The following is a 13,786-nucleotide window of genomic DNA, read 5'->3' on the forward strand; positions in this document are numbered from 1 at the left end:
GGCCCTTTTCTTTTCTATAAAATTTCGTTTAATAACTCTTCACAACTATTCGTTCTAACAAACTCACCTGGTAGTTCACGAGCTGGAACAATCTCTTGTCTCATCTCCTGAGCAGCAAGAGCTGCACGAATACGATGGTCGTTATTCATTGTATTTAGCTCATCAGCAGGCCCTGGTGTCCACTGGCGCCCTGTTGAGTTAAGAGCATTCTCTGAACTTCTTGCTTCAACAGCTTTCCCCCAACCTGGTTGGTGTGGGTGAATGGCCATTTTTTCATCAATACTTCTAAAGAACACTTTTTGTGACTCAAGTTGAGAGATTGATAGACCTTCCATTGCAGCTGTACGGAATTGATTTACATCAAGCCCAAGATCATCACATAGCTTCTTTAGATCATCTTCTGCCATTTGAGGCTTCTTAACGTAGTCAACATGTGTCGTCTGATCAACTTCAGCAGATAGCTCTTCAGTACTATTTAATGCCTTATCAAGCATTGCTCTTACTAACTGAATCTGCATTGCTGATTCAGCTGCATCACGTGGAGCATTAAACATTCTAAACTCGGCCTTTCTAATTTTAGGATCAACTCTAAATGTTCTTCTCCAGTCAACAGTTGGATTTGAGATATCAAAGTCATCTGTTACAAATTCTTCTGGAATAACATCCTGGAAGTAAGCTGAAACATCAAGCTGGATATAACGAGTCTTACGCCCAAAGCGAGTGTTAAAGTACCTTTCATTGTATAGAAGTTTCTTAAGCTCTTCTTCTGTACCATTGAAGTCTTTTAGTGCCTTTCTTAGTGTTTCACTTACCTCAACAGGCTCAGATGTGTGGGTACGATTAATATGCTGAAACATTAGTGAAATGATTCCTCTATGCTCATGGAAGATTGTTAAGAATCTTGCAAGTGCTTTAGGGTTTCCATCAAATGCAGCAAGGTCAATATTTACGTGCCCCCCACCGGCCATTAGAGAAGGTAGAACATTATTCTTTTCAAAAGCTTTATAAACTGATGATACTTCTTCGATTGTCGGAGTAAACTTAGGTGTAATTAGCTCAATTGTTCCCCCACGAGGAGAATCAGCAATAATTTCACCAGAAGGAGTATAAGAGCGTCCAATACCGTCCCACTCTACTTGCCACTTACGCCCTTTATTGTCGCGGATCGCATAGGCAACATCAAGTCCATGCCCGTGACCGTCAACTTCTAGCTTAACCGGTGCCTCACCTTCTTCACCGCCAATTTCGTTATAAAGATCTTGAGCAACTCTTTTAATGATTGCTTCACGCTCTTCAGATGATAAGTCAATAACGGTTTGTACCCAAGCTCGCTTCCCATCTTCAAGACGCTCTTTAGAAGTGATCGACTTAAGTCTAAGTGGAAATTTACCAGAGTATTCAATACCAAGATCGATTTTGTTAACATCAACCGGGTTTGCAACTCGATTAGGAGCATCTACATTGGCCTTAAAGTCCATTGTAAGCTCGTTATAATCCATTTTCTTTGGACGCATATAAGCTTCAAGATCATCAATTAGTTTTGATGCTGAAACCCAAGTGCGATTCATTTCACGAATTTCTTTCTTTAATTGCGCTTCAGGCATATTAGGATCAAGAAGAGCAACTTTTTGCGTATAATCTTTAACAAGATTTTTAATGATCTCACGCTTTGTATCACCAATGAATGCGACCTCAGGCTCTGTCCAGCCCCAGAACATCACACGGTAGTCGGCCTTAATTCCGGCCTTTTGCATATTAGCGATTGCTTGCTTAACAACATCGATTTCAATGCCAAATCGAGATGCGATACTTTCAGAATTTCTAAATTCAGGGCTATTTAAGTTATAATCAGAAATACTTGCAATACCACTAAAGTCATTTGCCCCAATACGAGCGGCTAATGTCGTTTGATAGAATCTTGCAGGAGCAAGGTTTTTCGTCCCCGCTCTAAACTCAATCCCTAAACCACCAGTACTTTGCACCCATGGTTTCCATTGGTCATCTGGTCTAATAACCCCACGTCCACCATGGTAGAGATTAGAAAGGTTTGATTCTGTTTGAACACTCTTATAATTAGCAAACTCAATTCCAGAGTTTCCTTTAATACCATTTAAAACAATATATGATTGAATTGCACGGTAAAACTCAGAAAGCTTTCCTTCATCAAGATCAGGGTGCTTTCTAAAAACAATTCTTTGGTGACCAGGGGCCTGGAATAATTGAACCTTATTCTGTCCAGTTAAAGGATCACGCACGACTTGAGAAAGTGACTCTCTAAACCATGCAACCATCTCTTCAAACTCACCATAAGTATTCTGTGCTTTAAAGTTGATTTCCCAACCTCCATTACCACCACCGTGACCATGGGCATCTGTTAGGAATTTTTCGGCCTTACCAAAATTAGGCTTCCATTCAGTGTAATCTCTTTTATTACCAAGAAATTTATGTGGCTTATTATTCCAGCCAGCTTCTTCTGGCACAACAATCTTTGGAAGTCCTGGAAGATTTCCTGTAAAGAATTTACGTCTTATTGAAGGCTTAATGAAAGACATCGAACGGTCTTCCATTTGCTTAAATAAGTTAAAGAAGACCGCTTCTAATTCTAATACGTTGGCCGTCTGTAGATCAATTGACTTAAGCTGTGTTAGATCAAGGACCTTAGGGTTGCCCTGTGCATCCACAACATCCCTAGCAAGATCAATTTTTTTGCCAGTTGTTACGTCTTTATAAGTACGATAGCCGTTTGAGTCCTTAGCATAATTTGTTAAAAAGTCTCGATAGAATAATTCCCTATTTTCATTAGGAAGTTTTCTAAGGTTCCTTTCAATAAGGGCCGTAGAAGGCGACATGACTCTAGTTAAGAGAGATGATGAGGCTTCTTTTTCTGCACCGTATGTAACCCCTCCAAGCATCCCTGGAAGTGTTTGGTCATCAACAAGAAGTGCCTTCGCACTGTAAGATGCTCCTGAATACTGAAGATCGGCCCAGGCTTCATAGGCCGTTTTAAAATTTCCATCTGAAGATGGGTTTCGATAATCACCATGCTTTAATTGAGATACCCCAAAGAAAGCAGCAGCCCCAATTGCAACAGTTCCGAGAACTGGCAAATAAAGATCTTTAAATTTTTTATTAGTATCACTCATACGCTATACCTTTATCTTTTATTATTTAAATTAATTATTTGAAAAAACATTTTTTAGCTTTTAACTCTTCAATACTATTTGCCGTCTCGGGAGTTTTGTCGCTGATTTTATAAAGCTGCTTATAAAACTCATCTTCTCTTTTAGAGACAGGCTTCTTGGCCGCTTCATTAATTGCCTTAGCAAGTTTTGCAGCTCTTTGAGGAGAAAATTTACCATCGATAATTTTCCAAAAAGTACCTTTCGCTGTAGGGCCCGCAAAAGTCACATTGCCACCCTTATCAGAATTGTACTTGGCCACGGCTTCATAGAATTGCTTATATTCTTTCTTAGCACCACGATCATTGAAACTCATAAATAGAGCAAGTGTTTTACGATCACCAGAATCGAGGTAGCGAGAAATATCTTTCGCATTCCCCTTTCGACTCATTTTGCTAATATAGCGACTAATCGCTGTTGAGCTTTTAGGAAGTCGAGAAACTAATCTTTTTAAACTAGGATCAGCAATAACTGTAATATTTGACTTAAAACCAAGACTAGCTAATTGGTCAGACTTACAATAAGAACAATTAAGAAGCTTACTTGAATCTTCTCCGTAGACAGAAGCGATATAAGCAAGATCATTTACGATATCTTTGAATTCTTGACCCGTTACTGTGTCGTGATTCATTTTTAATGCCGCCTGGATACGGCCAATCTTAGCTGCATCTTCTCTTGTTGCATCTACTTTGACAGCGGCGAGGCCATCACTTAGGCTTGCATGGCCATGTGAAAGTGAAGCAACACTATTGTGAATAGAGTCTTTTAAACTAGTGATAGAGCCACCAGAAACGCCTTCTTTTACAATTTTAGATTTGATAGAGACAGGCTTTAATAATAGCTCGCCAAAAGTAAAGATACTTGCATAAGTACTTCCAGAAATTGCTACAAACGCATAAAGCGCAAGCATACTTCTTCCCATAAATTTCATTAAACTCTCCTCACGAAAAAAATGTGAATCAATTATATATATGTTAAAATTGATAAGCTTTCGTAATATCGTCATGCTTAACGGTAAACTTAACCGCATACTTTAATCGGGTACTTGTAAAATATTAAAAATCAAGCATAATCGTTGTGATATCAATTGCTTAAAAATCATAAAGGATCTCTCATGAGCGCAATTAACGGCCGTATCAAAAAGCTTTATCGACACAAGAAGAAATGGGCCAAGAGAAATAATATCGATTCATTTCGACTCTATGATCGAGATATCCCAGACTTCCCTTTTATTGTTGATATTCACGGGCAATACTGTGTTATCTACAAGCGTAGTATTGATAAGATTGACGCTGACAAGAATCACCTTCCTCTCTTAATTGAGGCAATCAAAGAACATACCCAATTAAATGAAGAGCATATTTTTATTAAGGAAAGGAAGGTTCAAGGCCAAGACTTTCAATATGAAAAATCGAAAGGAGAAACTCCACTTGTTTCTAAAGAAGGTGATCTAAAATTCAAACTTCTTTTAAATAAATATATCGATACTGGACTTTTCCTCGATCACAGGCCACTAAGGCAACTTCTTGCAAAAGAGGATTTTATAGGAAAGAACGTTTTAAACCTCTTCTGTTACACAGGTAGCTTATCTGTTGCAAGCGCTTATGCAGGGGCCACGGTAACAAGTGTTGATATGTCTAATACCTACCTCGACTGGGCAAAAGTAAATTTTAAATTAAACGAATTAGATATCAATAAACATTCTTTTATCAGAGAAGATGTTTTGAAATATTTGAAAGAAGAAGCACAAAAACAAGAAAAGAAATATGATGTCATCATCCTCGACCCTCCTTCTATGTCTAAGTCTAAGAAGATGGATGTAGTCTTTGACGTGCAAAAAGACCATGAAATATTAGTTGAATATTGTACAAAGCTTCTAGCTGAAAATGGTGTTTTGTACTTCTCCAACAATCTACGTAGTTTCAAACTAAATGAGAGTGTTCAACAGAGCTTTGTCGTCAAGGATATGACCAAATGGAGCATCCCTGAAGACTTTCATGACCAAAAGATTCACAAGCTTTATAAAATCCATTTGCACAGCTAGAACGTTATCCATATAATAAGTATACATGATTAAAAACTTACTTCTTCTTTGTTCCATAATACTTACAACGCAGACGTTTTCAGCGACTGTTCTCATTGATCCAGGTCACGGTGGAGAGGACTGTGGTGCCAAGGCAAAAGTATGGAGAAAAAAGAAATTAAATATTATATGTGAAAAAGATGTCGCTCTTAAGATTGCCCTAAAGTTAAAGAAGTATATCAATCAAACAAAGAGGCACCGTGCCTACCTAACGAGAACAATTGATAAAACAGTTTCATTGCAAAAAAGAGCTGATATGGCCGATATTATTAAGGCCGACATCTTTATCTCGATTCATCTAAATGCGGCCGAAGACAGTAGCTCAAGTGGCTTTGAAACCTATTACTTAAATAATCACCAGGACGCGGCCATTGCAAAGATTGAAGCTGTTGAAAACCGTGACCTTGAAGGCAAACAGGTCATTATCAATAATATCCTAACAGACCTTGTGGTTGAAAGGGTTGCACCTGAGTCAAAGAAGCTTGGAACACAAGTCCATGATCAACTCGGTAAGCTTTTAACAAAGAATTACAAAATGAAAGACCGAGGCCTAAAGCCAGGCCTATTCTATGTCTTGGCCCTTTCTAAAAGACCTTCTATCTTATTAGAGGCCGGTTTTTTAACAAATTCCAGTGAAGCATCTCTAGTACTTGATGATTGGTTCCACCATCTCTATGCAAAGTATTCGGCCAAAGGAATTATTAGCTATTTAGATTCGATCTCTGGCCCAAATTTATTTTAAATACCTCAATATTTCCCTCAAGTATTAAAGAAATTATTCCGAAAAGATCAATGAAATGTATCGTTTTATTGCTACTTTATTCATATTCATCACAGCTTCTATTCAAGTCTACGCTTCAGACGAGCTGTCGGCCTGCGTGTTAAAGCGTGGAAATATTCAAGCAACGGCCCAACCGATATGTAGTGCCACCATTTTAGATCGCAATACTATTGTCTATGAACAAAGCTGTACTCGAGTCCCTAACCCTCGTGCTCTTCAATTAACAAGTTATTTCGTTTCTTGTCATAACGATAGTATTAGCTACAAAATCCCGCCAGCAAGATATAACCAAAGAGATTCAAAGCATAAGACCTTAAAGCTTGATGTGCCTATTGCCTACTTTCCAACAAAGCATCATACAAATGAAAAGCTATCTGGCTGTATCGTAAAGTCAGCAACTAAAACAACACAAGTAAGGCCTACTCACCTAGCTATTGATATAGAAAAACTTAAGCTTTCTAAAACGGCCAGTGCTGCACCTATAATTTGTAAAAGTGAATCAAAGCAGCAAGAGCTTCTCGCTGGGATAATTTCTAGTGATGGAAAATTTATACCAATAAATAAATTACAAGAGCAATACCAACTTGAGTCAGATTTTGTGTCAACACTTGAAGATACTACTTACAGTGAAGACTCTGCTGTTGTAGTTTGCAATAATGCATCAGAGTGTATTGCAAACCTTATTACACCCGCTATTGAACTTAATGAGCAATTAAATGAAATTATCTCAAAACTAAATGGATACGAAAGAACTTCAATTGCAAAAGAAAGAGAGCAGCTTACTAACGAATTTCGCGAACTAGAAAAAGAATGTCACCGCAAGTCTCTTGAAGCAAAATTAAGTTATTCAAATATTGAAGAAGCAGACTTTGGCGACAAAACAATGGGTGTTATCGAAAGAGGGGCCATTGGCGTCTTTAATTTCTTTGGTACGATAAACCCATTTGATAAAGAAGAATTTCTCTATACGACTTTCAAAAATATTGGTGCAATTTCTCAAAACTTAAGTGATGCTAGAATTAAAGAAATCTTTGATGAAATCAATAAAAAGGATATTGGAAATTTCGACAAGATTAGAGATCTAGCAAGTGCATATTCAAAAGAAGTCGTTAATCTCTTACTAGATGATATGAAAACATTCAACAATGCCCAAGAAAAACAGGCCTTTGTTGAACCATACCTTAAAGATCTTGATAAATGTTTAGAAAAAGCTGTACGTAAGGATCAAGTTATTGAGTGTTCCAATGTATTCACCAATAATATCGCTCTTTCAATTGGTGAAAAGGAATTAGAAAAACAAATAGGACTTAACTTCACACCAGAGGATGGCCTACCTACTCTAAAGGCAAAATCAACTAATGCATATATGAAGTGTGTAAATGAAAACTTCAATAAATTTGAAAAAATCATCGATACCACTTCAGTTGTCAAAGGATGTGTTTATACAGGTATTCTTGAAAGTTATCATCGCACACGTGCAGGACGTGTTAATGATGCAATAAAGGCATATACAGGAAAAACTGAGAACAATGCAATCGTTGGAGATATCTTAAGAAAGTCAAATAACTGTAGCTATGCTCCAATTGTAAATGGAAAAGGACAAACGCCTCAAGAGTATTTAGTCCTTGCTAAAATGAGTACCGAACAATTCACGAAGACCATTGGTGAATGTATTGATAGCTTAAAAGTAAGTGCGACTTACGATGTTGTTGAGATTGCTATCTTAACAAACCCAAAAATATCAGAGAGCTTATCACAAGATGAGAAAAATCTTTTAATTGAAGATATTAAGACCAAACATCTGCCGGCATGTATGAGTGCTAAGAAGACAACAGATGGAAATGAGTGTTCTGCATTTATAACGGCCATGGCAACAGCACAAGCGGCCAAGTCAATACTGGCAATCGAATTTGATAAACAATTTGACTCTCTCGGTATAACTGAAGAAAAAAGAGTACAACTTTCACAGAGAATAATAAAAGATTACGAGATTTGTGTTGAACATGCTAAGCGAAAGATTTATCGGGACCTCACAAAAGATGTAAATGAGAATCTCATTAACCAGTGCTTAACGGGAGCGATTACTTCACTCTCAGGCGCTATCTTAAAAGATAGTATTTACAAGGCCACAAGTGATAAAGGAATCGCTGATAGCGTTGTTGAATCCGCAATCTCTCCACAAGAGCTTACACGTGTTCAAAATGGTATGAAGTCGTGTCTTGAAAATGATTTGGGTAAACATACGAGATTAAGTTCTTATCAAGAAAATATGAATGATACGATCTCATCTTGTACATTCAAAACACAAAGAAGTGTTATTGGTCTAATTGCAAAAGAGATGGCCCATGGACAAGTAAAAGATTTTAACTTACCGGCCACAGAATTGAGCTCACTTGAGCGTTTTATTGAAAACCATATTAATAATAGTGGGCCAGGAAACCTTGATAGCAATGTTGATACCCTAACACCACTTCTAATTAAACGTGTTGCTCCTAGTGCTATTGATAAAACATTAGAGGACTTTAAATCTAAGTTCACGAAAGAACAATTTGAAGTTGCTAAGAATAAAATTAGTACACAACTTAACACTTGTCTTGATCATACTCTTAGAGAAAAAGAAATTAATGATGAAATTAATGCGACACAGGCAGCAAGCGTCTGTATGTCAGTGACAGTAAAAGATGCGTACCGCTCACTAGCGCCAAAAATAATTAAAGAAACGATTGCGCCTCTTTTTAGCGGTGAACCTAATAAAGTGAAAGCGCTTACTGAATCTTCTTCAAGTGATTTAATGAAGTGCCTTAATTCTGTAGAAGATGATGAAAAGGCACAAGAAAACGCTAAGGATTGCCTAAGTGGTGAGATAGGGAATATTGCGAAGAGTATTGCAAAAACACTACTTACTGATCTTAATAAATTTGCAAATCCAAATGGTACTTTAGAAGACTTCACAAGATCTCAAGCTTACCGTGAATTTGAAAGATGTATTGATCGGCCAAATAAGCCTAGTCTTGAAGAGGCCACAGCGAATATGAATACTTGTGTTACTAAACTTGAAGAGCAGGCCAAAGAAGAAGTGAAGGAACGCTTTGTTCAAGTCTATGGTGATCAGAACCCTGATCAGCTTGGCAAGGTCATGGATATTCTTTTAACGATCCCTGCAAAGTCTCAAGAAGCAGGTTTTAAAGAGGAAGGTTCTAGTGATGGAATGCCTAATGCCCAGCTTATCTCAACACTTGAATTAGTTGGCTCTACTCTTAAGTATTCATGTGATAATAATACAGCAATCTGTGATCAAGCAATTCACAACACGACAATTGCAATGCAAAGACATAGTCTTGATAACCCAAGCTCAACGACTGCTCAGAATACCAAGGCCCTCATGGAAAGTGAGATGTTAGAGAATCTTATCACATCGCAATTAGGTATGAACCTAAACCAAGTATTCAAAAAAGAGCTGGCCACTTATAATGGACCGGATAATCTTGTTTTAGATAAAATAGACGACATTACTAATAACCGCCTATTAACAGATATTATGAGAACACGTGATGGACGTGAACTAAAAGAATACATTCTCAAGAAAGTTGAAGAAGGAGCGATCGATAATATTGCCGAGGATCCAAACCTTAGAAAGCTATTAGCAAATGCATTAACGAAAGACACTAGTGACGGATCATTTGGAGACCAACTCTCCTACGCTCTTGTTCAAACAGAACTTAACCGTATGAAGAAGCGCTCTCGAGGCCTACGAGGTTTCTTTAGAGAGTTTACGATCAATGCTGGAGATCTTTTTAATATCATTGATAAGAAGGATTTCAAGTGGTCTAAAATCACAAAAACAAGAACAGGTGTTCGTGCTCGCGAGTATATGATTAGAGAGATTATTGCACCAGCAATTGAAGGACGAAACTTAAGCGCAGAAGCTGCATCGTCTAAGAAGCATAAGAATCAGCAAGAAGAAAGGCTTGATCGATTTAAATCAATGTTAACGGATGCATTAAAAGAGGCAAATAAGTTATAAAAAAAGGCTTCCAATGGAAGCCTTTTCTATTTTAATTATTAATTCATTCTTTGTAGTAGGCCATCACCATTTACGTAGAAGATATCCGTTTCATCAATCGATTTTAGAACTGATGAAGCTTTGTAATTGATATTAACTACTGCAGAAGCTACTGGTGAATCCATGCTTCCTTGGTTTGCAATCGACATAATCTCACTTGAAGCTGAAAAGTTGAATCCCCAAGAAACACTCACATTACTAGCGCTTACAAAGAGCCCTGTAATATAAGAACCCTTCCCTTCAAACTTTCCACCGTATTGAAAAACAACTGTGTAAACAAATGAAATAACTTCTGATCCAAATCCATTGCGATAAGCAACTTTAAATGAGCGAACAATTGGTGCTCTCCAATGAGACATTGAAGAGAATGTTCCATTTACATCTTCCATATTTGGAATGATACTAATTGGCTTTGTAAATTTAGTGCTGCTAACAGGCTTTCCTGCATCAACAATTTTCCAAATCTTTTGCCCTAGGGCCAAGATTTTATCAACTGTCATAAAGACTTCACCAAGTCCTGCGCTACTCTTCTCGTTTGTTAGCTTGCTATAAACTAGATCATAACGAGGATAAACTTCAGTTACTTCACGATCAACGATTTCAAGATACTGTTCTTGATCTCTTGCATCGAGTTTTTCGAACTTCGCTTTATTTAGCGCTCCAGCATCTAGAGAGAATGCATTCGTACTAAATAGTAATGTAGCGATAACTGCCAAACGACTTAAACTTGTAAACGATTTCATGAACCCTCCCTTAAATTTGATGACCTATAAGTAGCTATTTCAAGGCCCTACGTCAATTCAAGAAAGGGATGAAATTTGATTGTAAGTTTTTTTCACAAAAACCGTGAAATATATTCACAAATAATGTGAATAAAACTTATATTGACTTACGCAAATCTTACGCATAACATATTGATATGGCATTAACAAAGAAACAAAACCAAGTTTATCTCTATATAAAGAATTACTTTCAGGCTGAAGGCTATGCACCTACTCAGAAAGAAATTAAGGAACATTTTGGATTAAAGTCTTTCGGTTCCGTAAATAAGTATATGCACTATCTTCAAGAGGCCGGAAAAATCGAAGTCGACTGGAATGCTCGACGTGGAATTAAAATTTTAGACGAAGAACAACTTTCATCAAAAGAGCTTGATCAGCAAATGTCGGCCTTGACGAATTCAAATGCGAACTTTAGTGAAGTCCCACTTCTAGGAGATGTAGCGGCCGGAAACCCTATTGAGGCCATTGAAAACCCAAGTGAGCACACTCTCGTGCCAAATCATATGGTGTCTCGTCCTGGTAAGTACTTTGCCCTTAACGTACAAGGTGACTCAATGATTAACGACGGTATTCATGAAGGTGATATCCTCGTTTGCCGTGCCCAAGAAAATGCCAACCAAGGACAAACGGTAATTGCACTTGTTGATAATGAAGCGACTGTTAAAAACTTCTTTAAGAAGAAGAACTCAGTAGAGCTACATCCAGCAAATGATCGCCTCTCACCTTTTATAATTACAGAAGCTAATGACTTTCGTATTGCAGGTGTGGTTGTTGGGCTAATGCGCAGTTATGAATAACACTGGTTATATTTCCAAGCTTATTAAAGATACCAATGGGCCTTTTATCTATGAAAATGGTAAATGTGTCCTTACATATGAAGAATTACGCCAAAGAATAGCCAAGGTAGCTATTGAAGACTCAAATTTTAAAGTTCTCTCTTGGCTACCAGAAAACAATATCTCTTTTCTCCTTAATTACTTTAGTTTAATTGAGAATGGGGTGACACCAATATTAGTTGATCACAGAAGACTTGAATCTTCGGCTTCAGACTATGCTCTTGATAACCTACCTCAAGCAGGGCCTAAAAAGATAAAGTCCCATCAATCATGTGCTAGTGTTATCTATACAACGGGATCAACAGGTAAACCTAAAGGCGTAAGGCTTAGCCTAGAATCATTATTAAATAGTGCAAGAGCAACTGTTAATCACTATAAAATTAACCAACAAGACAATTGGGCCTTATCCCTGCCTCTCTTTCATATTGGTGGGATCATGATTGCATGGCGAAGTCTTGTGGCAGGAAGTTCATTAACAATTGTCGATGCAGGGCAACTCGAAAATGACCTCTTAAAAAATCCACAAATATCAATTTGCTCACTTGTCCAACTGCAACTTGCAAGGCTTATGGAATCAGACCAAATGATCAAAAGGATGAATCAATTAAAAGGAATTGTTCTTGGAGGCTCAAAAGTTTCAACTGCCCTTATTCAAAAGGCCACAAGTTCTGGCATTTATCTTTCAAACTCATTTGGAGCAAGTGAAAGTTGTGCGCAATTTTTAGCGACACCTTTTACAAAAGATAATAAACTCTTAAGCACCTGTGGGAAACCGATGGATGGCAAGGTGAGCATCATCGATTCAAAATGCGTCTTAGAAGGAAAGAGTATCGCCATTGGATACTTATATGGTGATGACTTTAATCAAAAATACATTACCAATGATCTCATTAAACTAGATGAAAATGGCAATTACACTATCTTAGGGCGAAGCGACTTTGTTTTTCAAAAGGCCGCTGAAAATATTAATCCCGAAATCATTGAAGAGAAATTATCAAAATATTTTAATAATGCTTATGTGGCCCCTATAAAGAATGAGAAGTATGAGAACCTTATTGCTCTCACCTTCTGCGATAACCATTCACTTGGTGATGCTCAAAAAATTATTGAAGATGAACTCATCTCATTTGAGAGGCCTCACTTACTATACAAGGCCAATGACCTAAAAGAGCTGCAAGTCGGTGTAAAAATCGGCCGAGAAAAAATTAAGTCTCTCATGAATTTGCTTTTTATGAACTTTAATGAAGATCTCTATATCAGTGCCCAAGGAGATCCTCACGGAGATATTATCTTTATAAGTCACGGCTTTATGGGTAACGCACTTGAGCTTGAAGAAGTGACAAAGCATCTGGCCAAGGACTACTTACTCATCTATATCGATCTTCCAGGGCATGGAAAAAATAGAAAGCTAAAATCTCTTGATACCTTTAAAGAGAAATTAATTTCTTCAATCGTAGAAATCGATGCAAAGACCGACAAAAAAATTCACTTCATTACTTATTCAATGTCTGGCCGCCTTTTCAATGAAATCCTACGCGACAAGAGATTGGTAAATACCAAAGCGATAAAGAATTTCGTTAATGAATCGGGAGCACCTGGTTTTATAGGCAACAAAGAAGATAGAAAAAAGCGTCTACATCACGATTCAAAATTATTTAATGATGCACAGGCCGAAACATTCTTCCACAAATGGTATGACCAAGGTGTCTTTAAGGATATCAAGCTCTCACCTAGTGCAACTAAAATGCTAAAACAAAAAGAAATTGAATTTGTTAAATATGTCGAAAGCTGGTCACAAGTCTCAGAAATGCTCTCAGTTGCCAATCAAAGAGACTTAAGAGACCTAGGTGAATTACCACAAGGTATCTCCTATCATTACATATGCGGTGAATTAGATAAGAAGTATCAATCGTTTTGCGATACCTATATTGAATCTAATCACGTCAATTTTCAAAGTTATGTAATCAAAGATGCTTCTCATAATATTCACTTTATGAAGAAAGAAAATTATTTAAATCTTCTTAAAAAAATATTCAAATCTTAACTTTCTAACAACTTCTTA

Annotated in this window: 8 protein-coding genes; 5 read left to right on the top strand and 3 right to left on the bottom strand. The window is 37.3% G+C overall.

What is annotated here, in order from left to right; all coding sequences use genetic code 11:
* Positions 1-14: 14 nt before the first annotated feature.
* Together ACRXC1_RS08160 and ACRXC1_RS08165 are read right to left on the bottom strand one after the other, a co-directional pair.
* A complete protein-coding gene (locus ACRXC1_RS08160) occupies positions 15-3,143 on the bottom strand; it encodes a hypothetical protein (protein WP_433657948.1) in 3,129 nt (1,042 codons plus the stop codon).
* A gap of 34 nt (positions 3,144-3,177) precedes the next feature.
* The gene (locus ACRXC1_RS08165; protein ID WP_433657950.1) at positions 3,178-4,110 is read right to left on the bottom strand and encodes a hypothetical protein; all 933 of its coding nucleotides are present in this window, start codon (positions 4,108-4,110) and stop codon (positions 3,178-3,180) included.
* 183 nt (positions 4,111-4,293) lie between these two features.
* On the opposite strand from ACRXC1_RS08165, the gene ACRXC1_RS08170 reads away from it, so the two are divergent.
* Genes ACRXC1_RS08170 through ACRXC1_RS08180 form a run of 3 tightly spaced genes read left to right on the top strand, consistent with a single transcriptional unit; the run spans position 4,294 to position 10,067 of the window.
* Positions 4,294-5,223, top strand: a complete 930-nt coding sequence (locus ACRXC1_RS08170) for a class I SAM-dependent methyltransferase (RefSeq protein ID WP_433657952.1) — start codon at positions 4,294-4,296, stop codon at positions 5,221-5,223.
* 25 nt (positions 5,224-5,248) lie between these two features.
* Positions 5,249-6,004: an N-acetylmuramoyl-L-alanine amidase family protein gene (locus ACRXC1_RS08175; protein WP_392908582.1), complete on the top strand. Its 756-nt coding sequence runs from the start codon at positions 5,249-5,251 to the stop codon at positions 6,002-6,004.
* 55 nt (positions 6,005-6,059) lie between these two features.
* A complete protein-coding gene (locus ACRXC1_RS08180; RefSeq protein ID WP_433657954.1) occupies positions 6,060-10,067 on the top strand; it encodes a hypothetical protein in 4,008 nt (1,335 codons plus the stop codon).
* Positions 10,068-10,105: 38 nt separating this feature from the next.
* On the opposite strand, the gene ACRXC1_RS08185 is transcribed toward ACRXC1_RS08180, so the two are convergent.
* Positions 10,106-10,849 (bottom strand): hypothetical protein, encoded by a 744-nt coding sequence (locus ACRXC1_RS08185; RefSeq protein ID WP_433657956.1) that lies wholly within the window; start codon positions 10,847-10,849, stop codon positions 10,106-10,108.
* A 176-nt stretch (positions 10,850-11,025) separates the two neighbouring features.
* On the opposite strand from ACRXC1_RS08185, the gene lexA reads away from it, so the two are divergent.
* The gene (lexA, locus tag ACRXC1_RS08190; RefSeq protein ID WP_433657958.1) at positions 11,026-11,685 is read left to right on the top strand and encodes a transcriptional repressor LexA; all 660 of its coding nucleotides are present in this window, start codon (positions 11,026-11,028) and stop codon (positions 11,683-11,685) included.
* Complete coding sequence (locus tag ACRXC1_RS08195; RefSeq protein WP_433657960.1) at positions 11,678-13,768, top strand: AMP-binding protein; 2,091 nt, start codon at positions 11,678-11,680, stop codon at positions 13,766-13,768. The genes lexA and ACRXC1_RS08195 overlap by 8 nt, the downstream gene beginning before the upstream one ends.
* Positions 13,769-13,786: the final 18 nt, after the last annotated feature.

This window comes from Halobacteriovorax sp. GFR8 (genome assembly GCF_050955245.1).
In the GTDB taxonomy this organism is placed as follows: Bacteria; Bdellovibrionota; Bacteriovoracia; order Bacteriovoracales; family Bacteriovoracaceae; genus Halobacteriovorax_A.